Here is a 25918-nt window from a genome sequence, read left to right on the forward strand (position 1 = left end):
GTTTTTTCACCTGTAAATTTAATCGTTGGAGTTTAAAAAGGTATGGCTGAAATAGTTGATATTAAAGCGCGTGAGGTGTTGGATTCTCGTGGTAATCCGACTGTAGAAGCCGATGTTATCTTGGCATCTGGCGCTTTAGGTAGCGCGTGTGCGCCTTCTGGTGCATCAACCGGTTCTCGTGAAGCATTAGAGTTACGTGATGGTGATAAGTCACGTTACCTGGGCAAAGGTGTTTTAAAAGCCGTTGCTGCTATTAATGAAAAAATTCGTCCTGCGCTACTTGGTAAAGATGCCACCAACCAGCGTGAAATCGATAAAATTATGATTGATCTGGACGGTACTGAGAACAAGTCCAACTTTGGTGCTAATGCAATTTTGGCAGTATCTTTGGCTAACGCGAAAGCAGCAGCAGTTGAGAAAAAAATACCTTTGTATCAGCACATTGCCGAAATCAATGGTACAGCGGGTGTTTACTCTATGCCTGTACCAATGATGAACATTCTTAATGGTGGTGAGCACGCTGATAATAACGTTGATATCCAAGAGTTCATGATTCAGCCAGTGAGCGCGCCTACCTTTGCTGAAGCATTACGTTATGGTGCTGAAATCTTCCATACTTTGAAGAAAGTATTGCAAGAGCGTGGTTTGAACACAGCTGTAGGTGATGAGGGTGGTTTTGCACCTAACCTGCCATCCAATGAAGCGGCATTAGAAGTTATTGCTGAAGCTGTCAGCAAAGCTGGTTTCAAACTGGGTGAAGACGTGACATTAGCACTGGACTGTGCTTCTTCTGAGTTCTACAAAGAAGGTAAATATGACCTGAGTGGTGAAGGTAAAGCCTTTGACTCTGAAGGTTTTGCTGATTACCTTGCTGAGCTTTCACAAAAATACCCAATCATCTCTATTGAAGATGGTATGGATGAAAGTGACTGGGATGGCTGGGCTGTATTGACTCAAAAAATTGGTGATAAAGTTCAACTCGTTGGTGACGACTTATTTGTAACCAATACCAAGATTTTGAAAGAAGGTATTGATAAGAGCATTGCTAACTCAATCCTAATCAAGTTCAACCAGATTGGTTCTCTATCTGAAACCTTAGATGCAATCAAAATGGCGAAAGATGCTGGTTACACTGCTGTGATTTCTCATCGTAGTGGTGAAACTGAAGATGCTACGATTGCTGACTTAGCTGTAGGTACTGCGGCTGGCCAGATCAAAACCGGTTCACTATGCCGTTCTGATCGTGTGGCTAAGTACAATCAACTGCTTCGTATTGAAGAAGTATTGGGCGCTAAAGCACCTTACAAAGGCCGTGCTGAGTTTAAAGCATAAGCAATTGACTCAACATGCGTTATATAAAAAAAGGGAAACAACTGTTTCCCTTTTTTTATAAAGTGGATATTTTGACCTTTCTCTGATTATTGGATTTATTGTAAAAATCTGCGTCTGCGATAACCTTATCAGGAAAAAATCAGGTAAACTGTCTTGCTTCGTTGAGCAAAAGATCAACTAATGAAACATGAAGCGGCTTAACTATGTTTTAATTGTGTTGTTTGTAATACTGCAATACCAGCTATGGTTGGGTGATAGCAGTGTTAGCCGATGGTGGCAAACTAAACAGCACATTAGTCAACAGCGTCTAGAAAACCAGCGCCTTAAACACCGTAACCGCATTTTGGAAGCGGAAGTGGTTGAGCTGCAAAATGGCTTGGAGACCATTGAAGAGCATGCCCGCTTTGAGCTGGGTATGATTAAACGCGGCGAAGTTTTTTACCAAATTCCCAGCCCATAAACTCCTTTCACGTTTTAAAATCTATGCAAAACAGCATTCAATATTGGGTTATTGTGCCAGCTGCAGGGGTTGGTAAGCGAATGGGGCAGCAATGTCCAAAGCAATATCTGCAGCTTGGACAATACACCATTCTGGAACATACATTACGTCGACTACTGAAATTTCCGCTGTTTACCAAGATTATTGTTGCTTTGGCAGACGATGATCCCTATGCAGAACAGCTTTCTATTTTTGATGAGCCAAACATTATCAAAGTTGTTGGTGGAAAAGAGCGGGCAGACTCAGTCTTAGCAGGCTTAAACAAGCTGCAGACGCAGGCTAGTGAAAATGACTGGGTATTGGTACATGATGTGGTTCGGCCTTGCATTCGTCATAGCGACTTACAACAACTTATTACAACGCTAAGTGATCACCCTGTAGGTGGTATATTGGGTGTACCTGTGGTTGATACCATCAAACGTACCAGTGAACAGGGTGTTATTAAGCAAACGGTAGATCGCCATTTGTTATGGCGAGCATTTACACCACAAATGTTTCGTTTTCAGTTACTGTTCGATAGTTTGCAACAGGCATTAGCAAGTGACGCAAAAGACATAACGGATGAGGCTTCTGCCATTGAACATGCAGGCTTTCAACTGTTAATGGTGGAAGGTGCTGAAGATAATATTAAGATTACACGGCCTGCTGATTTGGCACTAGCCGCATTTTACTTACAGCAACAGGGGATACCATGCGAATAGGTCATGGCTATGATGTGCACCGATTTGGCGATGGTGATGCTATTGTATTGGGGGGAGTAACGATTCCTTACCACCAGGGATTAATGGCTCATTCGGATGGTGATGTGCTTCTCCATGCGCTATGCGATGCCTTATTAGGTGCTGCAGGATTAGGCGATATTGGTCGTCACTTTCCGGATACTGACCCGGCATTTGCTAATGCAAATAGTCGCCATTTGTTGGCTAATGTGATGTCACAGTTAAAGGCAAAGGGTTGGGAAGTGGGTAACGCAGACCTGACAATTATTGCACAAGCTCCAAAAATGGCGGCTTATATTTCTCAAATGCAAAACAATATTGCTGCTGATGTAGGAGTATTGCCTGGGTGCATCAATGTCAAGGCTACAACAACAGAAAAATTGGGCTTTACTGGGCGTAAAGAAGGTATTGCGGCACATGCCGTTGTATTGTTGAAATCGATATGACAGATAAACAAATAACCCTTGAGTCTTTACCATTTGCCTATGGTGGACCTTTTTGTACAGTTCGTTTTAAAGCCTCTCCTGAAGACTTTATTGTTAATGAAGTGCTAGGGTTTGAACCCTCAGGTCAAGGAGAACACTTTTGTTTGCTCGTGAAAAAGACGGGACAAAACACAGTATGGGTTGCAGACCAGCTCGCTCGATTTTTAGGTATTAATAAACGACAGGTCAGCTATTGTGGCCTTAAAGATCGACATGCGGTTACCCGTCAGTGGTTTTCTTTACCTTTTCCAATCAAAAAAGAGGTGGACTGGGGTTTATTTAAGGTGCCTGGCGTTGAGATTGAAAGGGCTGTACGGCATCACCGTAAGCTGAAGCGAGGGACTCATGAGGGTAATGAATTTCATATTCGCTTATATGGTGAATTTCCTGAAAAGCAAAGTCTTGAGCAAAGGCTAGATATAATCAAGAAGCAAGGCGTCCCCAATTATTTTGGTGAGCAACGTTTTGGTATTGCTGGTGATAATATTCGAGCAGCTGAAGAAAGCTTTATCAAACAAACGTTATCACGTATGTCACCTAACAAGCGGAGCATATTGCTTTCAACTGCAAGATCAGTACTGTTTAATAAGGTATTGGCTAGTCGAGTTGCAGACCATAGCTGGAATCAATACTTATCAGGTGATGTACTACAGTTTAATGACGGTAACACCATAATTAAAGCGGATGCAATTGATGATGCTATTCTTAAGTGCTTTGCAGCAGGTGAGCTATTTGCTACAGGTCCACTGTGGGGAGAGGGGGAGCTACTAACAGCCCATGAAGTAGCCACAATGGAAAAGACTATAGCACAGTCAGTATCTTTGTTTGCGGATGGCTTGGTTCATGCTGGATTGAAGCAACAACGTCGGAGTCTTGTTCTGCTGCCTAAGCAGTTGAGCTGGTCATGGCCTAGTGAAGACTGTTTAGAACTGAACTTTTTCTTGGCCAAAGGGTTGTTTGCAACCACAGTCATTCGTGAGTTAGTGGAGTGGGGGGATTATCAGATAACATGAAGTTTTTATTAGCTAATGATGATGGGGTTTTTGCACCTGGTTTATTGGCACTTTATGAGACTATATCGCAGTTTGGGCAGTGTGATGTGGTGGCACCTGATCAGGATCGTAGTGGAGCCAGTAGTGCCTTAACACTCGATAAACCTTTGCGTCCCACCCGCTTAACCAACGGTTTTATCAGCTTAAATGGTACACCTACTGACTGTGTTCATTTGGGGATAAATGGCCTGTTACCTCAAGAGCCTGATATGGTCATTAGTGGTATAAATCTGGGTGCCAATCTTGGCGATGATGTACTGTATTCAGGTACTGTCGCAGCTGCTTTAGAAGGGCGTTTTTTAGCTACACCTGCTATTGCCGTTTCTCTCTGTAGCCGTTCTGCCGCTAATTTAGAATCAGCAGCATATGTTGTACATCAGTTAGTGGCTAATATTGATGCTTTAGTTTTACCCCCTCGCAGTATTCTTAATGTCAATGTACCTGACTGCCCTCGTACAGAAATAAAGGGTATTCAACTCACCAGGCTGGGTCATAGGGCAAGAGCCGCAAAACCTGTTAAGCAAACTGATCCCAGAGGCAAAGAGGGATACTGGATTTCTGTGGTGGGTAAAGGTGAAGATGCTGGAGAAGGGACGGATTTCCATGCCGTAAAGGATGGCTACGTCTCAGTAACCCCATTACAAATTGATAAAACACATTACCAGGTGTTTTCACATGTAGGGAGCTGGTTGGAGGAGATTTTGTGAAAAAGTTGGATGTTGCCGGGATTGGCATGACTTCCCAACGTACTCGAGAACGTCTTATTCGGCGTTTGCAACAAGAGGGAATTCGAGATGAACGCGTGTTAGAGGTTATGCGTGAGGTTCCTCGACACTTGTTTGTTGATGAAGCCCTTTCCCATCGCGCTTATGAAGACACGGCATTACCTATTGGTTATAGCCAAACCCTTTCGCAGCCCTATATTGTGGCCAAAATGACTGAGGCATTGCGGCAGTCTGGGCCATTAGAAAAGGTCTTGGAAATTGGTACAGGGTCTGGTTATCAGACCATTATTTTATCTCAGCTTTGCTCTCAGGTGTTTTCTGTTGAAAGGATAAAATCATTGCAAAGAAAAGCAGAGCAGAAACTTCGACAGTTAAGCGTCAGGAACGTACGTTTTCGCTATGGGGATGGATTTGAAGGCTGGCCAGGGTATGCGCCTTATGACGGCATTATCGTGACAGCGGCTCCTGAAGATGTACCAGAAAAGCTAATAGATCAGCTTGCTGATGGGGGGCGCATGGTCATACCCATTGGTCAGAGTTATGAGCAACAGTTAGTTCTGTTAACGAAGACGTCTACTGGAATAACCCAACGTATGCTGGCACCTGTTAGGTTTGTGCCATTATTGCCAGGTGCGGTGTAATGGATATCTAAGCAATTAGGGCTAGCCTTTTTTTAATCAGAGAGAAACAGTTATTTTATTAAAGGTTCTTTATTATGCTGTTGTTATTTTTAAAAGGCATGGCCATGGGGGCAGCCGACATTGTGCCAGGCGTTTCCGGAGGAACCATAGCATTTATTACCGGCATTTATGATCAGCTTATCGAATCTGTTCGCCGGGTAAATCACCAAGCACTTCGTCATTTATTTAATGATGGGTGGAAAGCCGCTTGGGAATATATTAATGGCTCATTTATTTTTACGCTTTTGTTAGGTATTTTGGTTAGTATTTTCTCGTTTTCCCAAGTAATTGGTTATTTTTTACTAAATTACCCTGTACAACTTTGGTCGTTTTTTTTCGGACTTATTATAGTATCTGCTTTTTTTATTATTCGGCAAATTGAGCGTTGGCGGCTCTCTAGTTTAGTGAGTGCTATTTCTGGAACAGTGTTTGCGTTTTGGATCACTGTTGCCACGCCCATTACCTTATCTGCAGATTATTTGCATTTCTTTATCGGTGGCGCAATTGCCGTATGTGCCATGATTTTACCTGGGGTATCAGGTAGTTTTATTTTACTTTTGCTGGGTTTGTATGCCCCTGTAATTGATGCCATAAAGTCATTAAACATACTTACCATAGCGACGATTGGTTTAGGTTGTGTGACAGGGTTATTATTATTTTCTAATGTTTTGGCATGGTTATTAAAAAATGTAAGAGATATAACATTTGCCTTTTTAACTGGGTTAATGATGGGCTCACTCAATAAAGTTTGGCCCTGGAAAGTCACCGAAAGTATGCGCTTAAATAGTGAAGGGCATGAAGTTCCTTTTTTACAAAAAAATGTTTCCCCTTTCGCCTATGAGACAATAACTGGTCAGTCAGGCTCACTAGTGCTAGCCATCATTCTCATGGTTACAGCCATCATTTTGGTCATAAGTTTAGATCGTCTAAGAAGCCCGACCCATGGCTAGCTTGGGGTGACCAGTGGTTGGTTTTAATAATACAAAGAATGGAATATTTGTTCTATTTTTTGTTGATGAAGTTCAAAAAAATGAGTTTTTTAGACTTTTTTATCGTAGGGCTAATTTTGTTTATTTTGTTATGGAATAATAATTACTGTAACATTTTCGTTTTACCGAGCCATCTCAGGTGAAAATTGTGACGTTGACCAGTCAAAAAATTGCCGTTTTTTGTTATCGCATTTTTATTGTGATGTGCTTCATTTTATTGCAAGGGTGTATTTCGGGTGGACCCTATGCGCCAGTAGCAGATCGTAATCAAAGACCAAAAGTAACATCTGGGTTTCATATCGTGAAACCAGGCGAAACCCTCTACTCAATTGCAGCTCATTATGGGTGGGACTATAGAGCGTTAGCAAACGCCAACAATATTCTGCCTCCTTATACTATTTATCCTCGACAGCGAATTTTATTTGAACAGTCAAAAATAAAGTCAGTGGTTAAGAAAAAGGAGCCAAAAGTAATAAAACAAACGACTGTTGTAAACAAAACAAAGAGTGAACCTGTCAAAAAAACAACTGGAAAACTAAATACTAAAAAAGTGTCATCCGTAGCTAACCTTAGGTGGCAGTGGCCTGTGAGTGGAAAAGTTGTTTCACAATTTACTACAAAAGGTAAGGTTAACAAGGGTATTGATATTGAGGCAAAATTAGGTCAGCCTGTAAGTTCAGCGGCCGAAGGAAAAGTAATTTATGCGGGAAGTAGTCCGCTGGGGTATGGAAAATTAATAATAATTGAACATAACAGTAAATATTTAAGCACCTACGGACATATAAAATCATTAGCAGTCAAGGAAGGCGACCGGGTAAAAATGGGACAAAAAATCGCAGAATTGGGTAGTAATGGTAGTGCTAAAGCGATACTACATTTTGAGATTCGCCATAAAAATAAAGGCAAACCTGTAAACCCGCTGAAGTATTTGCCGAAATAATAACTATCTTAACCCATGTACTGCGAGTTAATCAGTGTGTCATGGATAGACAACAATAATTATATCAACCTAACCAGACGCAGGATTTATGACTATGGCGCTAAAAAGGGAAAACACTGAATTTTCCGAATACGAGCATGAATTGATTCAAGTTCCTGATGAATTTGATGAAGCTGATGATAATGAGTCATTTGAGGCAGAAGAGAGTAAATCCAGTTCCAGTCAAAACCGGTCAGCTACGGCGGCTAAAAAGAATGAGGATGAGGAGGGATTTTATAAAAGTCTGGATGCGACCCAACTTTATTTAAATGAAATAGGATATTCTCCATTATTAACCCCTGAAGAAGAAGTTCATTATGCCCGATTAGCACTCAAAGGTGATGAGGCGGGTCGACGGCGCATGATTGAAAGTAATTTGCGTTTAGTTGTAAAAATCTCACGACGCTATGTTAATCGTGGGTTAACGCTCCTGGATCTTATTGAAGAAGGTAATTTAGGACTTATACGTGCTGTAGAAAAATTTGATCCTGAACGAGGCTTTCGTTTTTCGACTTATGCTACATGGTGGATTCGTCAAACGATCGAGCGGGCGATAATGAATCAAACCCGAACAATTCGCTTACCCATTCATGTGGTTAAAGAGTTGAATGTTTATTTACGTGCTGCACGTGAATTAACACAAAAATTGGATCATGAGCCATCACCAGAAGAAATTGCTGATTTATTGGATAAGCCGGTTGATGATGTAAAACGAATGTTAGGTTTAAATGAACGTGTGTCTTCGGTGGATACACCATTAGGACCTGATTCTGATAAATCAATACTAGACACTATTTCCGATGAAAATGATGCGGACCCGGCTCAAGTCTTACAAGAAACAGACTTAAACAGTAGTATTGATAAATGGCTAGGTGAGCTTTCGGAAAAACAAAGAGAAGTCATTGCGCGTCGTTTTGGTCTTAGAGGCTATGAAACAAGTACCTTGGAGGAAGTAGGGCGGGAAATTGGTTTGACGCGAGAACGTGTGCGTCAAATACAAGTTGAAGCGCTTAAGCGTTTAAGAGTCATTTTGGAAAAGCAGGGTTTATCAAGTGACGCATTATTTAGTTAGTGATTGACAGCTGTGTTTCCAATAAAAAACCGGGTAATACTACCCGGTTTTTTATTGGGGCGTAAAAATATTAAAAAATAAGTGCGCATATTTTTTAATAAATATACATATAAAAATAATTAAAAATGTAGTGCCGATAATATGTCTAGAGTGTAGGGCAAAATAACTTTAACGCTCTAAGTATGAAAGTTTTCCTTCAACCCCATTCCAGTCATCAGCATCTGAAAGCGCATCTTTTTTTTCTGTAATGTTATCCCACACTTCCGCTAATTCTGCGTTGAGTTCTTTAAAGTGCTCCTGATCTTCAGGTATTTCATCCTCTGCAAAGATGGCATTTGCAGGACATTCGGGTTCACATAATGCACAATCTATGCATTCATCGGGATGAATGACTAAAAAGTTAGGTCCTTCATAGAAACAGTCAACGGGGCAGACTTCAACGCAATCCGTGTATTTGCACTTGATGCAGTTTTCGCCAACTACAAATGCCATGGGTGTTTTACTCCATCAATAATCAGGCTAACCGACAGAAAGTTAGTTTATCAGTTATTAAAAAGACAATATAGATAATCGTTGCTTATAAGCAGTTTTTTCTAGATGAATTTACACTAAATTTATAGCTAAATGAATTAAATGTGCTTAAAAGCTTATAAAACAATACGTTTAATGCTGTACCCTTCGTGTAGTATGCTAAGAAAACTCTACGAAGGGTTATAAACGTGATGACGTACTATACCCAGAATGAAAGGGGATAATACGGACTATTTGCAGTAACTATAGCTGCTCCTTTATTTGATACAACATATCCAGTGCTTGGCGTGGCGTCATATCATCGATATTCAGCTTTTCCAATTTAGCAATGACTGGGTGAGGCTCAGTTGCAAATAAGTCAGACTGAATAGGCTCAACTTTTTTGCGCTTAGCTATGGGCTTAGATGCTTCTTCATGCGTTGTTACAGTTGGTGTGGCGGGTTGTGGTATAGCTGCTGCCTGTTGGTGGGGGTGCGACTCTGCTTCCAGCTGATGCAGCTTCTCTTTGGCTAAACCTATAACCGTATGAGGTACGCCTGCAAGTTGCGCGACTTGTAAGCCATAGCTTTGGTTGGCAGGACCATCATGAACCGTATGCAGAAACACAATACGTTCATTGTGCTCAGTTGCATTGAGGTGAACATTTGCGACATTGTGATGCGCCTCTGGGAGAGCTGTCAGCTCAAAGTAGTGAGTTGCAAACAGTGTAAATGCTTGTACCTGCTCTGCTAAATGTGATGCGCAGGCCCAGGCTAAGGACAAACCATCAAAGGTACTGGTGCCCCGGCCAATTTCATCCATTAGCACTAAACTATTAGGTGTCGCATTGTTTAGAATATTGGCTGTTTCAGTCATCTCCACCATAAAGGTTGATCTACCACCAGCCAGGTCATCAGATGAGCCAATTCGGGTGAAAATGCGGTCAACAATACTGAGTTCTGTTTTGGTGGCTGGTACAAAGCTTCCAATATGTGCCAACAGGGTAATAAGCGCAGTTTGTCGCATATAAGTCGATTTACCGCCCATGTTGGGACCAGTAATAATCAACATACGACGATCGTTTGATAGTGCAGTACTGTTAGCGACAAAAGGCTCATCTAATACCTGCTCAACCACAGGGTGACGGCCTTCTTCGATGCTAAGCCCTGGAATATCAGTAAATGTTGGCTTACAGAAGTTTAAGGTTTCTGCTCGTTCAGCCAGGTTATTGATTACATCAAGGGTTGCCAGGGTAGCTGCAGTTTCTTGCAGTGGCGCTAACTCTGAGGCTAAAGTTTCTATCAGCTGTTCATATAACTGCTTTTCCCTCGCTAATGCACGACTCTTACTGCTTAATGCTTTATCTTCAAAAGTCTTTAGCTCTGGGGTAATAAAACGCTCAGCATTTTTTAAGGTTTGTCGGCGTATATAGTGAGTTGGTGCTTGCTCTGCCTGTTGACGGCTGATTTCAATAAAATAGCCGTGTACCCTGTTATACCCTACTTTAAGTGTACTAATGCCGGTTTTTTGCCGTTCCTCTGTTTCAAGCTTAATGAGGTAATCCCCAGCATTTTCACTGATAGCTCGTAGCTCATCCAGCTCACTGTCATAGCCTTCGGCAATCACACCACCGTCACGAATGACCACTGGTGGGTTAGGAATGATGGCTCGTTGCAGCAAATCGACCAGTTCAGGATAAGTACTGATTTGAGCAGCAAGCTGGTCGATTTGGCCACCATTAATAGCTTGCAGCAGGTGTTGTAAATCGGGTAATACGGCAAGTGCATCCCGTAACCGCGCCAGGTCTCGAGGGCGTGAAGAACGAAGGGCTATTCGCGCTAATATACGCTCTATGTCACCAATTTGCTTTAGTGTTTGGTGAATTCCTTCGTAGTGATAGTTTTCTAGCAGTGCAGTTATGGTTTGCTGCCTAAGCGTGAGCGTGTTGTGGTCACGCAGCGGCCGATTAAGCCAGCGGTTAAGCAGTCGGCTGCCCATGGCGGTAGCCGTACGATCCATGACTGAAAGTAGAGTATTGTCCTGGCTACCTGCCAGGTTGGTAGTAATTTCTAAATTGCGGCGTGTGGCTGCATCAAGAATAACACTGTCTTCATGACGGTCGACATGGAGCGCACGCAAGTGAGGCAGTGCTGTACGCTGAGTTTCTTTTGCATATTGTAACAGGCAGCCGGCCGCTTCAATGGCTATTGATAGGTGCTCACAACCAAAGCCAGCCAGGTCTTGTGTACCGAACTGGTGAGTGAGCTGTTGATAGGCTGATTCATAGTCAAAATCCCAAGGAGCACGTTTTCTTAACCCTTTATAGGGTTGTAAAAGGGACTCATAGTCTTTGTCTTCACTGACCAAAATCTCAGCAGGAGACAGGCGTTGCAGTTCTGCCTGAGCTGCCTCAAACCCTGTTAACTCGGTAACATGAAAACGGCCACTACTGATGTCTAATGTTGCCACTCCATAGGTTGATTCGTGACAGTGAAGAGCTGCCAGTAAATTATCTTGTCGCTCTTCAAGTAGAGCTTCGTCACTGATGGTACCAGGGGTTAAAATACGGACGACTTTACGTTCTACGGGTCCTTTACTGGTTGCAGGGTCGCCCACTTGCTCACAGATGGCGACAGATTCACCTAATTTGACGAGTTTTGCCAAATAACCATCGACCGAATGGAAGGGTATACCTGCCATTGGGATAGGTTCTCCAGCAGATTGGCCTCGTGCAGTTAATGTGATATCCAACAAGTGTGCGGCTTTTTTAGCATCATCGTAGAATAATTCATAAAAATCCCCCATTCGATAAAACACCAGCTCTTCGCGGTGCTGCTGTTTTATCTTCAGGTATTGTTGCATCATGGGGGTGTGTTGAGCCTGTTGTTGCTTTACTTTAGTCATTGATAACAAATGGTCTTTTTGCTCACATGGGAAAACAGATAATAGAAATGGATTTTAAGGGTTTATCAGTCACTGACAACCGACTTTTGTTAATAATGACAAAAGTCTTTGTTTTGAATAGAGGTTGCACCAATAAAATTCTCAACGGTATACCATTTAGTGTGGGTAAAGAGTAGCTGTCGTATTTTGGTGGTGGATATATGGAAACATTTGAAGATCAAGCATTTGTACTTGCTGAAACAGTCGGGCAAGCGCTTAAACAAAGTGAGTTGATGCTGGCCACGGCCGAGTCTTGTACAGGTGGATGGGTGGCTCAAGCAGTCACTGCAGTACCAGGAAGTTCTGCGTGGTTTGAGGGAGGCTTTGTGACTTACTCAAATGAGGCGAAACAGCAAATGTTAGGGGTTTCGCTGACAACATTAGAGGAGTTTGGCGCTGTCAGTGAGCCTGTTGTGGTACAAATGGCGGAAGGTGTTTTGCAGCGCACTCGGGCAGACCTCGCGATTGCGATCAGTGGCATTGCTGGACCCGCTGGTGGCAGTCAAGACAAGCCGGTTGGTACGGTTTGGGTTGCCTGGTCAGCTGCTGGTCGTCAGACATTAACAAAATGCTTTGAGTTTAGCGGCGATCGTCGACAAATACGTCAACGTGCGGTGCTGGCAGCACTTATGGGCATCATGGATCGGTTAAGGAATTGAGGTCACTGTTGTCACTCTTGGGTTGTCGCAATTTACCAAGGCTAGCTGGATTTCGCTTTTGTTGAATGCATAGAGTTATATAATGAACAACCTGACTTCTTTCATACTGTAATTGTCTCATTAAAAACTTTCTCTAACTTATAAGCTATGAGCGTTATGCTTGCGGGTAGGTAGTCAATAGAGAAATGGGCCAGTTAAAAAAAATACTGTTTTATACTAGGCGGAATGGGAAATCTATGACATAATACTGAATATATATACAGTATTGGTGTTTCTCGCCTGTTTCGTCCTTTTGCTTCACGAGGTGTGATTTGATGGATGACAACAAGAAAAAAGCCTTAGCCGCTGCAGTTTCTCAAATTGAACGACAGTTTGGGAAAGGTGCCATCATGCGGATGGGTGATCATGAACAAGAAGCTATCCCTGCCATTTCAACAGGCTCATTGGGTTTAGATATTGCTCTGGGTATTGGTGGCTTACCAAAAGGACGTATCGTTGAAATCTATGGACCTGAGTCTTCAGGTAAAACAACATTAACACTACAAGTGATTGCCGAGGCGCAAAAACAAGGGGCGACCTGTGCCTTTGTTGATGCTGAGCATGCTCTTGACCCTGAATATGCCCGCAAGCTAGGTGTGAGTGTTGATAACCTTTATGTGTCTCAGCCTGACACGGGTGAGCAAGCACTTGAAATTACCGACATGTTGGTTCGTTCAGGTGCAGTTGATGTCATTATTGTTGACTCGGTCGCTGCATTAACGCCTAAAGCTGAAATTGAAGGCGAGATGGGTGATGCGCATGTGGGTCTGCAAGCTCGCCTTATGTCGCAAGCCCTAAGGAAAATTACTGGCAATATTAAGCAGGCAAACTGTCTTGTAATTTTCATCAACCAGATCCGGATGAAAATTGGTGTCATGTTTGGTAACCCTGAAACTACAACGGGGGGTAATGCACTTAAATTTTATGCTTCTGTGCGTTTAGATATCCGCCGTACGGGTTCAGTCAAGCAGGGCGAAGAAGTGATCGGTAATGAAACCCGAGTAAAAGTCGTTAAAAATAAGGTTTCTCCTCCTTTCCGTCAGGCTGAATTCCAAATTCTCTATGGCAAAGGCATTTATCATATGGGTGAAGTAATTGACCTGGGTGTTAAAGATGGCCTTGTTGATAAAGCGGGTGCTTGGTACTCCTACAATGGCAGCAAGATTGGCCAAGGAAAAGCGAATGCAGCGCAGTTCTTAGAAGATAATCCTGAAATTGCTTGGGAAATCGAGAAAAAAATACGTCAGAAGCATGACACACTCGCCAGCGAGGATTCACCTCAAGAAGCCATTGAACCCGCGAGCAAAGATAAGAAAGGAAAATCAAAGGCAACCACGGATTAATTTTATTATCAGCTAACTATGTATAGAAGGTATACCCGTACACAAAGGGTATACCCAGCGTTTCAACAAACAGTTTACACCCGTATTGTATGACCATTTCTCTCGCCGTTCTGCGACAGTCAGCACTAACCCTGTTGGCTTGTCGCGATTTTTCTGTAGCTGAACTAGCTTCCCGACTTCGAAAAAAAACAACAGATGAAAACCTTATCCAGCAAGTGATTGAACAATTACTTGAGAAAGGCTGGCTGGATGACCATCGTGCTGCAGCATCGTTTGTTAGACAGCGTATAGATAGAGGCCATGGACCTCTGCGTATCCGTCAGGACATGCGTGCCCGTGGATTTACTGTCGAAATGATAGAGCAAACACTGGAAGAGCAAGAGCCAGACTGGGAAGAGGTTGCGTTTCTTGCCTGGCAAAGAAAGTTTTCATCTATTCCTAAAAATGATAATGAAAAAACCAAGCAAATACGTTTCTTACAGTATAGAGGCTTTTCATACGATATTATTCGATGTGTGTTGAACAGAGAATAACAAATTACACCTCTATTCCCTGACTCTTTAAAAACAGACTTACCCAGCTTTTGGTTCATTATTAGTACCTGCCGGAATACAAGAGCGGATTTCTTTATAATGATTAGTAAATAGCCAAAATAGCTTAGGGAAGGCTATATTTCGCCATAAATTTAAAAATGACTAGTTGTATATTGGTACATATTATTACATTTTACGTGGGTTAATTAGTCTATTCTAAGAACAGTAACGTCTGATTGTCTATTTTAATAAGTAGTAAAATTGGATGTTTGACTGCTATAAAGTAGTGGCTTTTTTATAGAAAAGATAAAGAGTTGCGACAAAATAAGACAAAAAAAGAGTTGTCATAATTGATGTCTTCAGTATTGTTATTCTGCTAACAATATAAATAAAAATAAGAAAATAGAACAGATGGTATAAGGTGTCTTATAGTCTGCTCTCGACTGGTGGGGTGTAAAATAAAAGGATTTAAAAATGCTCTATAATGCAATATATAAAGCAATTGCTTTATTAGTTTTCTCTTTTTTAAGTCAAACGGCTTACCCTCACACAAGTTTTATTTCATTCTACAAAATAACACTTTCACCAGGCTCTGGCTATATTTATGGTTCGTTTGCGCGGCAGGGAGTAGATATTGCATTACAAAATTATTATGGTGAATCGCGTTATAGTAAATCAAATATGGAAGAGAAAAAGAAACTATTGGGTTTGTATTTGTTGAAAAAAATGAGCATAAAGGTTAGGGGCGAAAATATTGCGTTAAATGTAAATGATGTTCGATTGGGTAGCCATGAAACGAATATTAGTATTAATATGCTTAATATGCCAAAGGAAATTAGTGATTTAGAGATCAAAATAACAGCTATGTCTGAGACTCGAAATCAGCAAAATGTGGTTCTATTAAAGTCAAAATATAAAAAAGAAAAAGTAATTCTGTCAAAGAAAAATAATTTTAAGTATAAAGTGCTTAATGATTCTGGTGAATAATGTAAGAAAGGTTTTTCTTGGCTCGATGTAAGTTGTTGGTAACTATTACGTTGAGCTTTAAATGATTTTAATAGGGTGGTTTTATTATAAATAACTGCCTTAAAACTTGAATTTTAAAGTTAGAAAAGGAAATGCAATGGATCGCAGAAACTTTATTAAATATGGAGCCACACTATCATCAGGATTAGCATTTAGCTCTGTAGGCCTATCTGCATTAAGTTCTTCAGGATCATCCGAAGGGCTTAATTATCAGCAAAAAAAACTCATTTCAGAATATAATCCTTTATATATACCACCGTTATTGTATAACCCTTACGCTAAACGTTATCGTATGCCAACGCTATATGTACAAGATACACTCCATGAATTTTATCCTGGAAAAAAATCTCCTGCTACAGGACTTTCAACTTTACAGTATCACTGCTCATATTTTGGCCCAACTATTAAAGTTAAACGAGGAGATGTTGTAGATTTTTCAATTGTCAATTTACGACAAGAACCTGTTACAAATCATTGGCATGGACTGCATATACCTGGTCGTTTAGATGGTGGGCCCCATCAAATGATTCAGCCAGGTGAAACTTGGAATATAACCATGCCTGTTCGTCAAGAAGCAGCTACTTGCTGGTATCATGATCATACATGTGGCAAAACTGCAGAACATGTTTATTTTGGCCATGCAGGTTTGTTTTTGATAGAAGATACTCATAGTGCTTTTTTGGGAATTCCTGATATTTATGGAGTTAATGAAATTCCAGTTATTGTTCATGACAAGCTTTTTAATACTAATTTTGAGCAAATTTATGACTTAAGAGGTGGTCCTATCTTTTTAGGAGATAGTATATTAGTGAATGGTACGATAAATCCATATTGTAAAGTAAACCCAGGCTGGGTGCGTTTAAGAATATTAAATGGTGCTAATGATAGGCACTTTGACTTTTACTTTAAGGATGGACGAAGCTTTTATGTTATTGCAGGAGATGGTGGTTTTTTAAACCAACCAGTACAAATTAATCAACTTACGTTGTACTCAGGTGAGCGCGCTGAAATTATGATTGATCTGTCACAGGATGGTGGAGCTATTATCGATCTAATGGCTAAAACGATCGTAGTTGATACTAGCGGTGGTGACTTGTTTGTTAATATTATGCGACTGGCGATTGAAGATAATTTTGAACTGCCTGCTACATTACCATCGCGCTTGAGGAAAAAGTCGATCAACTGGGAGGAAGAAATTAAATCAGCACCTCAAGTTATATCCAGGTCTTTTGATTTAAGTAGCAATAGTACTCTAACGGAAATGTATATAAATAATAAAGCCTATGACATGAAAGTTATAAATGAATTTGTTCCTCGTGGTGTTCATGAAGTTTGGGAGGTTAAGTCACTGCGAGGAGGACACCCCTTTCACGTTCATGGTTGTTCATTTCTTATCATGGCAATTGATGATGAGCCTCCTCCTGATGAGTTCAAAGGCTGGAAAGATACAGTAGTATTACCATTACCAGAGCCTGGTACTCCTGTAGGAAAATATTACACAGCAAAAATTTTAGTAAAATTCGATCATACAACCTTTCGTGCTGATGGTACTAATCGGAATATTAGTGGCTTAAAAGACCAAAAAGAGTTGAGGTATCATTTCCCCTATATGTATCACTGCCATTTACTTGAGCATGAAGATAAAGGCATGATGGGGCAGTTTATAGTATATGATGAAGCCTAAAAAATTAAACATGAATTTATAAGGTGAAGGAATGGATCGACGTCAGTTTTTAACTGTTGCGTCTGGCGTTGGCGCACTGGGTGTTTTGTATTCAGGTTTAAAAAAAGATGATCTTGAGTACGAGGTAGTATTAAATGAGAGTGATAATTTACTGTATATTCCTCCAATGCTGAATGATCCATTTTCTGATTTTTATAGTTTACCAGTCTTAACGATCCAAAACAAAACGCATAGCTTTTTTCATAATATTGCGTCATCTTCTATAGGTTTATCTTCATCTCAGCATCAGCTAGATTACTTAGGTCCGACGATAAAAGTGAAACGTGGTGATGTTGTTGAATTATCAATTAAAAACCTAACCAATGAAGAAACTATGACTCACTGGCATGGCTTGCATATTCCAGGAAGTGTTGATGGCAGTCCTCACCAGTTGATAAATCCTGGAGAAAGTTGGAACACTACACTACATATCCAGCAAGAAGCGGCTACCTGTTGGTATCACCCATTAGGTTATGAACTGGGTGTGCAACAGATGTACTTAGGCTATGTGGGTCTTATAATTATTGAAGATGAAAGCAATAAGTCTTTGAATATGCCTGTCACATATGGTCTGGATGATATTCCTCTAATTATTCAGGATAAAAACTTTGATAGTGAAGGTAAGGAAATATTCGATCTCAATACACGTTACAGGGGAAACACTCTAGTTATCAATGGCACTGTTAAACCATATATTACTGTTTCACCTGGCTGGGTTCGTTTTCGGATTTTAAATGCTACACAAAGCCGAGTATTGGATTTTTCTTTTACTCATGGCTCAACTTTTTACCAAATCGCAACAGATGGCGGAATGCTGAATGCTCCCATTGCAATGCAAAAAGCCAGTATAGCACCAGGTCAGCGTTGCGAGCTTATGTTGTTAATTGAAGAAAAACAGCAAAATATTGCACTTAACATTGTGGATAGTTTTTGGAATGATTTATCAGTTCTTGCACTAAAAGTGTTGGTTGAAGATGTTGCCTGTACTGAAACAGTATTACCTAATAAGTTGAGGCATAATAGTCTAAGTGTTAACTTTAATCTAGTAGATACATTACCAGTAGCAAAAAAGATATCAACAGATGAAATCGAAACAACAAAAAAAAATATACTTCAAAACACAGTATTCAATATGAATGAAATTGAGAGTGCTATTGTTCGTGATAAAGATGAAGTATGGGAGGTAGAAGTAAAGGGAAATTACTCCTTTCATATCCATGGGGCTTCATTTCTAGTAGTGAGTATAAATGGTATTCCTCCTGAAAGTTGTGGATGGCAGGATACTGTTACAATAGGAAGTGAAAAAAAAGAATTACATAAAATGAAGATACTCATTAGTTTTAATACGACTACATATCGGCACGGTGTAAACCAGTTTCAAGCTGCCTATAATTCGACGAGCTTGAAGTACCATGTTCCTTATTTATATCATCTGGTAAGTATGGATGAACAGGGTGTTAGTAAAATTGGTCAATTTTCAGTAATTGAGCATTTATAATAAGAGTTTTTTGAATTGCTGTAAAAGAAAGCTTACGTCTCAAGTAGTACTCAGCGTTATTATATGAAAAGCTAAAATTGAATAAAAAAGTATTCATGTTTAGTGTAAAAAAAAGGTACATACATGGAGCGTAGAAATTTTATTAAATATGGAGCTATGCTTTCTTCGGGAGCAGCACTAACCTCAGTAGGGTTTTCTGTTGTTGGTCACTCTAGATCATTAGAGGGACTTACTTACCGACAAAAAAAAGCTATTGCTGATTTTAATCCTCTTTGTGCCCCGCCCTTGTTGTATAACTCTTATGCAAAACGATATCGTATGCCAACGTTGTATATTCAAGATAGCCAACATGAGTTTTATCCGGGTAAAAAATCCTATGCTACAGGGATTTCCACTTTACAACATCATTGTTCTTATTTAGGTCCTACTATTAAAGTCAAACGAGGGGATGTTGTTGATTTTTCAGTTGTAAATTTAAGATCAGAACCGGTAACCAATCACTGGCATGGCTTACATATTCCAGGGCGTTTAGATGGTGGTCCTCATCAGATGATTCATCCAGGTGAAACTTGGAATATCAGTATGCCAATTTATCAAGAAGCTGCCACTTGCTGGTACCATGATCATACCTGTGGTAAAACAGCAGAACAGGTATATTTTGGTCATGCGGGAATGTTTATTATAGAAGATAAAAATAGCACTTTATTGGGATTGCCAGATATTTATGGGGTTAATGATATACCAATTATTTTGCAAGATAAGCTTTTTGATGCTGCTGGGCAGCAGATTTATGATCTAAAACCAAATAGAGTATTTACAGGCGATACGTATTGTATAAATGGAGTAGCCAATCCATTCATATCTGTAATGCCAGGGTTAGTAAGGTTCAGGATATTAAATGCATCTAATGCGAGACCTTATAACTTATTCTTTAGTGATACTATATTTTATGTTATTGCTTCTGATGGAGGTTTTTTAAACCAACCTGAACAAGTTGAAAAAATCTTAGTGCTTCCTGGCGAGAGGGTTGAAATAATAGTTGATTTTTCAAAGTTTAGAGGTGGTATGCTAGATATGAAGGCAGTTACGTTACCTTCTGACCCTTTTGATCCAGATTATATTACAGTAACTATAGCAAAAATTGTAGTAAACTCTTATCAATTAAAAGAAACGATACTCGCTAATAGCTTAAGGCATAGTGAGATTCAGAGAGACTTTATTAGTAATGCATCATCTGATGTATCTAGATCATTTGAGCTTATGGTAGACGATGAGTTATCAATAATGAGTATTAATAATAAAGAGTTTGATATGCAGTTTATTAATGAAGAGGTGAAAATAGATATAGCTGAAATATGGGAAATAAAATCTTTGAAAGGTGGACATAACTTTCATGTTCATGGCTGCTCGTTTTTGGTTCTTGAGTTATATGGAGAAGAACCAGACAATACGCTGAAAGGATGGAAGGACACAATCGCACTACCAAAACGTATTGGTGAAATGAATGAAGGTGAGTATCATACCTGTAAAATATGGGTAAAATTTAATCATAATACTTACAGAAAAGAATATGTGAAAAACATCGAAAATCGGTCAGATATTAATTATCATATTCCTTATATGTATCACTGTCATGTTCTTGAACATGAAGATAAAGGCATGATGGGGCAGTTTATAGTATATTAAAATTGATTGGTTGCAAATGACATTGTGTTAACTGCTGAGTATAATATCACTCCCACAAATGCTGCATACCGCTTCAATAATCTCTGATACATTCTCAAATGTGATCATTAGGGCTATTGTATGTAGCATCCCTTTTTTTAAAAGATACAATTTTACAAGTATTCTTTACCTAGGGCCTGTTAACAAGTTCTAAGTCAGCATGACACTTGAGGAGTAAATAAGCTCATACATTGTATATAAAAATGTATAGGGTAGGGGTGCTTATTTAAAAGTTGTTATAACTTGTTAATGTATGGAGTAAGAGGCGTACTATATGTTGTTTTAAGTATAAATATGGTACTGGGGTGTATGTTTTTTTATGGTTTTATCAGTAGATTTACAGATGAAATAATAAGGGTTTACAAATAGAATGACATGACTTTACAAATTGCTTTCTATTTGGGTCTATTGAGTATGATAAAAAATAAAGCAAGCAGCATAACTTTAAAGGCAGGTGTATTGCTTCCATTTTTAGGTGTGACAAGCGTACTTGCTGGGAAAGCAGTGCATGAAATTGATGTCTTGGTAGTATATACGCCAAAAGCAGAAGAGTCTTACCAAAAAAATAATCAGAGTATCAATAAAAAAATTATTGATTATATTGAATTTGTTAATAAAGCATTCGAAAACAGCCAGGTTAATATTAAACTGAACTTAGTTGAACAGTATCCTGTAGAAAAATCGCTTATGCCAATTGATGGACAGGAAATCACTAAGGCGTTAGAAGAAACTAGACAAAATAGAACATTGCGAGATTTACGAGCTCGATATCAAGCGGACTTGGTATTAACACTGTTTGAGGTTGATGGTTCAAGTGGTAGTGGTATAACTTGTGGATTGACAGCTCCTGATTACTTCCTTTATAACAAAGGAACTTTCTCAATACAGAATATTAATAAAGCCCATGCAGTTGTTAATGTTACTGACCAATGTTCTGACTATAGTATTAATCCTGATAGTACTGAAACGGCTTACCATGTGGCTCATGAATTAGGGCATCTATTTGGATTAAACCATGGACTGTCTACAGAGCAAAAATCATTTCCAAAATATCAAGTACTTTATAATGCATACTATGATTTATTAAAAAATATAAATTTTTATGGGAAAAAAGTACCTAAGTTAGGAGGGGAGATTAATAACGTTAACGATGCCATTGAGGCTCAAGTTTTTTCAGGCCAGTATCCCTTTGCATTTGGATATGCCACTAAGGGTAGTATTGCTTCCATCATGACCTATCCTCAGGACCATGGTGTGGTTGAACGTGTACCCTATTTTTCAAACCCATCTATAAAAGTATGTGAGTATGGTATAGAGTCTTGTTATGATGATGAAAAACTGATTATTGGTGGGAAAATAGCAGGAGGTTTGGAAGCGGATAATGCAAAAGCGCTAAATATTGCAGCGCCTCATGTCGCTAATTTTTGTATGTCATCAAAACAGCTAGAGGGCGTTAAAACTTCTTCTCTACAAAAGCTGCCTAATCCAGATAGTATAACTTGGCATCCGGATGCTTGGACAATCGATTTTTCAGAAGAAAAACTGGAAGGTATCTACCCTTGGATTCCAGGAAATGATCAGTTTTCATTTATTGAAGAAGTGATTAATGGTGAAGTTGAACAAGTCCTCCAAGTAGATAATAGTGTTAACCTACCCACATTAGGTATAAATATGACCTGTGCAATGCAGCCAGGAAAAAAATACCGAGTTAAAGCTAGTGTGAAAGGGGCTGCAAAAGGTTTGGTAACACTTTGGGTTTATTATGAAACCGCTGATGGTAAAAAAGACTGGTTTTCAGCAGCACAAAGTCAGGTTGATGATAAAAACTGGACTGAGTTAGATACAGCCATCGAATTGCCAAGTAATTTAACTACTATTCATCTTGTTATCAATGGTGTTGAAAATAGTAAAGGGTTTTTATTAAACGAGCTGGATATAGCTGAAAACCGTCCTATATAATCAATATTCGGGTTCTCGCCTAAGAATTAACTTCTGGTTAAGTTAGATCCTCTTATGTTCTTTTAAAACCCCAGTCATGTTGTATTATTATATGCTGGGGTTTTACAGTCTCCTCGTAATCACTTTTTGAACCGAGTTATCACCTTACAATTGCAACTTACACGAATCTAAACTCATTAAAATGCTAGCGGTGGCTTTTGGTCGATAATCGATGTTTGCTTGTGAGCAGTTGGCTGGCCCAATAAGGAGTAATATCGGGCCGTTTTCTCTTAAGGCTTCGCAGCCCTTGGGCGTAGTATCAGCTGAGTTTAAAGCTAGAACACCAGCCAGTTCAGGCTCAGGATTTTCCAGTATTTCATTGTCCTTTGGCACACTAAAATGGTGAGTCACACTTAAATACTTCCAACCTAAGAAAGGCAGTTTAACACCAATCTTACCAGCGAACTCAAAGGAGATATCTTCGGGATACTCCTGAAAATCGTTGACCTGTACTTCTAATTTGAACCGCGAAATTGGTTGCCATGTGAAGTCTATGTCCTTAGTGACCTTGAAGGTTTTGGAGTAGGAGCCAATAGGTGTATTAGCAGTGAGTTTCATCGCGATATACCCCATCGACAACAGTTGCACCAACGAAGGCGCTGAAGCCAAACTTTGAAGGCGTACACCATTGGGTTGCAATCAACTCATCAGTATATGTGTTCAGCTAGCTTTTGGCGGGTTTGAGCAGGTGCCGGGATCACAAAAGTCAATAGAGATCAAGGATAGCCTTATGCTGCGGGAGGAACAAATTTACACATGCGTTGTAAGCGCTCAGGATTCATTTATTACAAGCTATTGCTAAATGTAATTGTCCTCAGTAAGTGGGTTTACTGGCTTCATACTGGAGCGTAGAATTTCTAAAAAGAATAAGAGTATTCGTCAGTAAGCGTATACCCTGCGTTGTAGAAATATAATAGTAGAAGTAAAAAGTCATTTAAAGAAAGTAGTCAGGATGTCTATGGACAATAATTGCTATAATAACCTTGTGGGCGCTATTCGTCACTTTGTGAGTGGTTGGAGTAAGTCACGTACGAAAGGTGAGGTGTTATTAACACACGAATCAGGCGGTGTAATCTGCTCATTCGATACCCCCATTGGTTCAGTAAAGCGTAAGCATGAAGCTTTTATATGGAACCTAAGTGAATTTGATCTACAGTCATTTAAGGCAAGTATTAATGATGAGCAGCACTTTATCACGCTCTTTAATCTGGATATGTCAGTACAACATGAGCTTGATCTGCAGCAGTATTTACCCGTGGCTGAAGAGCTAATGATGTCATTGGATGTGAGTCAACTTCCTGGGCTTTTGCCACAGCATGAAGTTAAAGTGTTAAGTAACAAAGATGAGGTAGTTTGGTTTAATGCGCAACGTGGTGAGGATGTTGTTTGTTTAGAACGGTTTAATAAAAATGATGTTGTTATGTACTATCTTCGTGATGGACAAAACCTAATATCATGGGCACGGGCAATTTCTGCAGGGAGTGACATGGTTGTTGATGATGTACAAACGAATCCTGGTTATAGAAGACAAGGGTTGTCTAAACGAATCATGAACCATATTATTTATGATGCCCAGAAGGCTGATTGCCAACACATTCGACTTGCGGCATCAGCATTAGGTCAAAAATTATACTACCACTTAGGGTTTCAATCTGATATTGAGATGTCTGTTTTTTCTTCAGTCAGTTAATATATTTTTAATGAAGCAATAGAAGGATCTTCAATAGTGCATAGTAATTACATAATCCGACCAATGAAGCGCGAGGAAGTTAATATTGCTATTGACTGGGCTGCAAAAGAGGGATGGAATCCTGGGCTTCATGATGCGGACTGTTACTATCACACCGATCCAAACGGCTTTTTTATAGGTTTACTTGATGGTAAACCAATTTCGACATTATCTGTTGTCAAATATAGTGCATCATTCGGTTTTCTAGGTTTTTATATTGTACATCCCGATTATCGACGCCAGGGTTATGGTTTGAAAATCTGGAAATCAGGTATTCAGTATCTATATGGCAGTAATATTGGCTTAGATGGTGTTGTTGAACAACAAGAAAACTATAAAAAATTTGGCTTTAAATTAGCTTATCGAAATATTCGATTTGAATACGCTGGTGGTGATGACGTATTCGCTAATGCAGATGTTATTGATCTTTCGACGTTACCATTTAACACGGTTGAGCTTTATACCTGTCCTTTTTTCCCTGAAAAAAGAGCAGCATTTTTAAAATCATGGATCAATCAGCCAGATTGTCATGCATTAGGCATTATCCAAAATGATCGTTTGGCTGGTTATGGTGTTATACGTAAGGCTCAAAATGGCTACAAGATTGGACCTCTTTACGCTGATAGCCCTGAATTGGCTAATGCTATTTTTGCTTCATTAATACAAGCGGTAGATTTTTTACAACCAGTCTACCTTGACATACCTGAAGTCAATCATGAAGCGCTTAAGTTGGCAGAACGTTATAGAATGGAGAAGGTTTTTGAAACTGCGAGAATGTATACAGGGGAATCACCTTCATTACCTCTAGATAGAATTTATGGTGTCACTTCGTTTGAGGTAGGGTAAATAATTAGCAGTTTATAGCAGTGAGCGATTATGATTATTAGAGATGGTATGTTAGATGAGGCATTGTTAATACACAATAATCTGGCAGAGTTAAACAGTATTCATTCAATAGCATATTATTTAAACAGAATAGCATCCCGCCAATATAAACTGTTAGTTGCTGAGGTCTCAGGTAAGATTGCAGGGTATAAGTTAGGTTACTGGGAGGATAACCAAAATTTTTATAGTTGGTTGGGAGGTGTTCTGCCAGAGTACCGTCGCTTTGGTGTTGCGCAGCAACTCCTTGAAACTCAGGAAGCTTATGTGCGAGCAGGTGGTGGACACCGAATTTGTGTTAAAAGTATGAATAAGTATCCGGGCATGCTTATTTTACTTATTAAAAATGGATACTGTATTACTAATGTTGTACCTTCCTCGTCGGGTGAAAATAAAATTGAGTTTACTAAGTCGCTGTAAAAGTCATAAATGAAGCACAATTACAGATAAAATAGTTTGGCTCTATATGGATTCCTGGGGGGTGGGGTAGCATATAATACAACCAAAGATGTATTATGCACGTCTATTTGGGTAAATTAAGTCAGTAATAAGCAAAGAATGATCAATATCAAACAACTGGTAAATGATGAGCAATGCTACCAGTTTATTCGTCAGAGACGTTGGCCTGATGGCGTCAGCTGCCCTCACTGCCAGTCTCAACAAGTAGAAGGCAATGGTAATCATCAAAAGCAAATTGCCCGAAAACGTTATCGCTGCCTAGCGTGTCATCGGGGATTTGATGACCTAACTCTCACCATTTTTTCTGGACATCACCAGC

At 39.8% G+C, this 25918-nt stretch carries 25 protein-coding genes; 22 read left to right on the forward strand and 3 right to left on the reverse strand.

What is annotated here, in order from left to right:
- The first annotated feature begins 42 nt into the window (after positions 1 to 42).
- From eno to rpoS, 10 genes are all read left to right on the forward strand, one after another.
- Positions 43 to 1332 (forward strand): phosphopyruvate hydratase, encoded by a 1290-nt coding sequence (gene eno, locus F607_RS0105060; protein WP_027707205.1) that lies wholly within the window; start codon positions 43 to 45, stop codon positions 1330 to 1332.
- Between the two features lie 187 nt (positions 1333 to 1519).
- Entirely contained in the window at positions 1520 to 1792 is a 273-nt protein-coding gene (ftsB, locus tag F607_RS0105065; protein ID WP_027707206.1) for a cell division protein FtsB, read from the forward strand.
- A gap of 23 nt (positions 1793 to 1815) precedes the next feature.
- Positions 1816 to 2532: a 2-C-methyl-D-erythritol 4-phosphate cytidylyltransferase gene (ispD, locus tag F607_RS0105070; protein WP_027707207.1), complete on the forward strand. Its 717-nt coding sequence runs from the start codon at positions 1816 to 1818 to the stop codon at positions 2530 to 2532.
- Positions 2523 to 2996: a 2-C-methyl-D-erythritol 2,4-cyclodiphosphate synthase gene (ispF, locus tag F607_RS0105075; RefSeq protein ID WP_027707208.1), complete on the forward strand. Its 474-nt coding sequence runs from the start codon at positions 2523 to 2525 to the stop codon at positions 2994 to 2996. Before ispD ends, ispF begins: the two co-directional genes overlap by 10 nt.
- Positions 2993 to 4048: a tRNA pseudouridine(13) synthase TruD gene (truD, locus tag F607_RS0105080; protein ID WP_027707209.1), complete on the forward strand. Its 1056-nt coding sequence runs from the start codon at positions 2993 to 2995 to the stop codon at positions 4046 to 4048. Before ispF ends, truD begins: the two co-directional genes overlap by 4 nt.
- The gene (gene surE, locus F607_RS0105085; protein WP_027707210.1) at positions 4045 to 4794 is read left to right on the forward strand and encodes a 5'/3'-nucleotidase SurE; all 750 of its coding nucleotides are present in this window, start codon (positions 4045 to 4047) and stop codon (positions 4792 to 4794) included. The genes truD and surE overlap by 4 nt, the downstream gene beginning before the upstream one ends.
- Positions 4791 to 5453: a protein-L-isoaspartate(D-aspartate) O-methyltransferase gene (locus F607_RS0105090; RefSeq protein WP_027707211.1), complete on the forward strand. Its 663-nt coding sequence runs from the start codon at positions 4791 to 4793 to the stop codon at positions 5451 to 5453. Before surE ends, F607_RS0105090 begins: the two co-directional genes overlap by 4 nt.
- Positions 5454 to 5527: 74 nt before the next feature.
- Positions 5528 to 6442 carry a polyprenyl-phosphate transporter gene (locus tag F607_RS0105095; protein ID WP_038290148.1) on the forward strand — a complete coding sequence of 305 codons (915 nt, stop codon included), beginning with the start codon at positions 5528 to 5530 and terminating at the stop codon, positions 6440 to 6442.
- Between the two features lie 178 nt (positions 6443 to 6620).
- Positions 6621 to 7421: a peptidoglycan DD-metalloendopeptidase family protein gene (locus F607_RS0105100; RefSeq protein WP_211233596.1), complete on the forward strand. Its 801-nt coding sequence runs from the start codon at positions 6621 to 6623 to the stop codon at positions 7419 to 7421.
- Positions 7422 to 7509: 88 nt separating this feature from the next.
- Positions 7510 to 8532 (forward strand): RNA polymerase sigma factor RpoS, encoded by a 1023-nt coding sequence (gene rpoS, locus F607_RS0105105; RefSeq protein WP_407704217.1) that lies wholly within the window; start codon positions 7510 to 7512, stop codon positions 8530 to 8532.
- A 168-nt stretch (positions 8533 to 8700) separates the two neighbouring features.
- On the opposite strand, the gene fdxA is transcribed toward rpoS, so the two are convergent.
- Positions 8701 to 9024: a ferredoxin FdxA gene (gene fdxA, locus F607_RS0105110; RefSeq protein ID WP_027707215.1), complete on the reverse strand. Its 324-nt coding sequence runs from the start codon at positions 9022 to 9024 to the stop codon at positions 8701 to 8703.
- 282 nt (positions 9025 to 9306) lie between these two features.
- The gene (gene mutS / locus F607_RS0105115) at positions 9307 to 11946 is read right to left on the reverse strand and encodes a DNA mismatch repair protein MutS (protein ID WP_027707216.1); all 2640 of its coding nucleotides are present in this window, start codon (positions 11944 to 11946) and stop codon (positions 9307 to 9309) included.
- Positions 11947 to 12146: 200 nt separating this feature from the next.
- On the opposite strand from mutS, the gene pncC reads away from it, so the two are divergent.
- From pncC to F607_RS0105160, 8 genes are all read left to right on the forward strand, one after another.
- The gene (gene pncC, locus F607_RS0105125; protein WP_027707217.1) at positions 12147 to 12644 is read left to right on the forward strand and encodes a nicotinamide-nucleotide amidase; all 498 of its coding nucleotides are present in this window, start codon (positions 12147 to 12149) and stop codon (positions 12642 to 12644) included.
- Between the two features lie 314 nt (positions 12645 to 12958).
- On the forward strand, positions 12959 to 14026 hold the full coding sequence (recA, locus tag F607_RS0105130; protein ID WP_027707218.1) for a recombinase RecA: 1068 nt from the start codon (positions 12959 to 12961) through the stop codon (positions 14024 to 14026).
- Between the two features lie 89 nt (positions 14027 to 14115).
- A complete protein-coding gene (locus F607_RS0105135) occupies positions 14116 to 14559 on the forward strand; it encodes a regulatory protein RecX (protein WP_051310924.1) in 444 nt (147 codons plus the stop codon).
- 474 nt (positions 14560 to 15033) lie between these two features.
- On the forward strand, positions 15034 to 15546 hold the full coding sequence (locus F607_RS0105140; protein WP_027707220.1) for a DUF6702 family protein: 513 nt from the start codon (positions 15034 to 15036) through the stop codon (positions 15544 to 15546).
- Positions 15547 to 15682: 136 nt separating this feature from the next.
- A complete protein-coding gene (locus F607_RS28220; RefSeq protein ID WP_051310926.1) occupies positions 15683 to 17269 on the forward strand; it encodes a multicopper oxidase family protein in 1587 nt (528 codons plus the stop codon).
- Between the two features lie 31 nt (positions 17270 to 17300).
- Entirely contained in the window at positions 17301 to 18806 is a 1506-nt protein-coding gene (locus F607_RS0105150) for a multicopper oxidase domain-containing protein (RefSeq protein ID WP_027707221.1), read from the forward strand.
- A 123-nt stretch (positions 18807 to 18929) separates the two neighbouring features.
- Positions 18930 to 20492: a multicopper oxidase family protein gene (locus tag F607_RS28225; RefSeq protein WP_051310928.1), complete on the forward strand. Its 1563-nt coding sequence runs from the start codon at positions 18930 to 18932 to the stop codon at positions 20490 to 20492.
- Positions 20493 to 20945: 453 nt separating this feature from the next.
- The gene (locus F607_RS0105160) at positions 20946 to 22490 is read left to right on the forward strand and encodes a reprolysin-like metallopeptidase (protein ID WP_169719767.1); all 1545 of its coding nucleotides are present in this window, start codon (positions 20946 to 20948) and stop codon (positions 22488 to 22490) included.
- Between the two features lie 144 nt (positions 22491 to 22634).
- Here F607_RS0105160 and F607_RS0105165 read toward each other — a convergent pair whose 3' ends face one another.
- Positions 22635 to 23087 carry a hypothetical protein gene (locus F607_RS0105165; protein ID WP_027707223.1) on the reverse strand — a complete coding sequence of 151 codons (453 nt, stop codon included), beginning with the start codon at positions 23085 to 23087 and terminating at the stop codon, positions 22635 to 22637.
- Positions 23088 to 23487: 400 nt separating this feature from the next.
- On the opposite strand from F607_RS0105165, the gene F607_RS0105170 reads away from it, so the two are divergent.
- The 4 genes from F607_RS0105170 to F607_RS0105185 form a co-directional block, all read left to right on the forward strand.
- Positions 23488 to 24219, forward strand: coding sequence for a GNAT family N-acetyltransferase (locus F607_RS0105170; RefSeq protein ID WP_027707224.1), 732 nt, complete (start codon positions 23488 to 23490; stop codon positions 24217 to 24219).
- A gap of 36 nt (positions 24220 to 24255) precedes the next feature.
- The gene (locus F607_RS0105175) at positions 24256 to 25104 is read left to right on the forward strand and encodes a GNAT family N-acetyltransferase (protein WP_230400365.1); all 849 of its coding nucleotides are present in this window, start codon (positions 24256 to 24258) and stop codon (positions 25102 to 25104) included.
- A 30-nt stretch (positions 25105 to 25134) separates the two neighbouring features.
- Positions 25135 to 25560 carry a GNAT family N-acetyltransferase gene (locus F607_RS0105180; RefSeq protein WP_027707226.1) on the forward strand — a complete coding sequence of 142 codons (426 nt, stop codon included), beginning with the start codon at positions 25135 to 25137 and terminating at the stop codon, positions 25558 to 25560.
- A 138-nt stretch (positions 25561 to 25698) separates the two neighbouring features.
- A partial coding sequence (locus F607_RS0105185; RefSeq protein ID WP_027707227.1) for a transposase occupies positions 25699 to 25918 on the forward strand: 220 nt, incomplete at its 3' end.

Source organism: Zooshikella ganghwensis DSM 15267 (assembly GCF_000428585.1).
Lineage (GTDB): Bacteria > Pseudomonadota > Gammaproteobacteria > Pseudomonadales > Zooshikellaceae > Zooshikella > Zooshikella ganghwensis.

Bases quoted from the DNA above. Each gene is read 5' to 3' on its own strand.
- pncC (WP_027707217.1), top strand. From the start codon at position 12,147: ATGGAAACATTTGAAGATCAAGCATTTGTACTTGCTGAAACAGTCGGG.
- F607_RS0105140 (WP_027707220.1), top strand. From the start codon at position 15,034: ATGCTCTATAATGCAATATATAAAGCAATTGCTTTATTAGTTTTCTCT.
- eno (WP_027707205.1), top strand. From the start codon at position 43: ATGGCTGAAATAGTTGATATTAAAGCGCGTGAGGTGTTGGATTCTCGT.
- ispD (WP_027707207.1), top strand. From the start codon at position 1,816: ATGCAAAACAGCATTCAATATTGGGTTATTGTGCCAGCTGCAGGGGTT.
- F607_RS28220 (WP_051310926.1), top strand. From the start codon at position 15,683: ATGGATCGCAGAAACTTTATTAAATATGGAGCCACACTATCATCAGGA.
- F607_RS0105150 (WP_027707221.1), top strand. From the start codon at position 17,301: ATGGATCGACGTCAGTTTTTAACTGTTGCGTCTGGCGTTGGCGCACTG.
- ispF (WP_027707208.1), top strand. From the start codon at position 2,523: ATGCGAATAGGTCATGGCTATGATGTGCACCGATTTGGCGATGGTGAT.
- surE (WP_027707210.1), top strand. From the start codon at position 4,045: ATGAAGTTTTTATTAGCTAATGATGATGGGGTTTTTGCACCTGGTTTA.
- ftsB (WP_027707206.1), top strand. From the start codon at position 1,520: ATGAAGCGGCTTAACTATGTTTTAATTGTGTTGTTTGTAATACTGCAA.
- recA (WP_027707218.1), top strand. From the start codon at position 12,959: ATGGATGACAACAAGAAAAAAGCCTTAGCCGCTGCAGTTTCTCAAATT.
- rpoS (WP_407704217.1), top strand. From the start codon at position 7,510: ATGACTATGGCGCTAAAAAGGGAAAACACTGAATTTTCCGAATACGAG.
- mutS (WP_027707216.1), bottom strand. From the start codon at position 11,946: ATGACTAAAGTAAAGCAACAACAGGCTCAACACACCCCCATGATGCAA.
- F607_RS0105170 (WP_027707224.1), top strand. From the start codon at position 23,488: ATGGACAATAATTGCTATAATAACCTTGTGGGCGCTATTCGTCACTTT.
- F607_RS0105180 (WP_027707226.1), top strand. From the start codon at position 25,135: ATGATTATTAGAGATGGTATGTTAGATGAGGCATTGTTAATACACAAT.
- fdxA (WP_027707215.1), bottom strand. From the start codon at position 9,024: ATGGCATTTGTAGTTGGCGAAAACTGCATCAAGTGCAAATACACGGAT.
- F607_RS0105160 (WP_169719767.1), top strand. From the start codon at position 20,946: ATGATAAAAAATAAAGCAAGCAGCATAACTTTAAAGGCAGGTGTATTG.
- F607_RS0105095 (WP_038290148.1), top strand. From the start codon at position 5,528: ATGCTGTTGTTATTTTTAAAAGGCATGGCCATGGGGGCAGCCGACATT.
- F607_RS0105165 (WP_027707223.1), bottom strand. From the start codon at position 23,087: ATGAAACTCACTGCTAATACACCTATTGGCTCCTACTCCAAAACCTTC.
- F607_RS0105135 (WP_051310924.1), top strand. From the start codon at position 14,116: ATGACCATTTCTCTCGCCGTTCTGCGACAGTCAGCACTAACCCTGTTG.
- F607_RS28225 (WP_051310928.1), top strand. From the start codon at position 18,930: ATGGAGCGTAGAAATTTTATTAAATATGGAGCTATGCTTTCTTCGGGA.
- truD (WP_027707209.1), top strand. From the start codon at position 2,993: ATGACAGATAAACAAATAACCCTTGAGTCTTTACCATTTGCCTATGGT.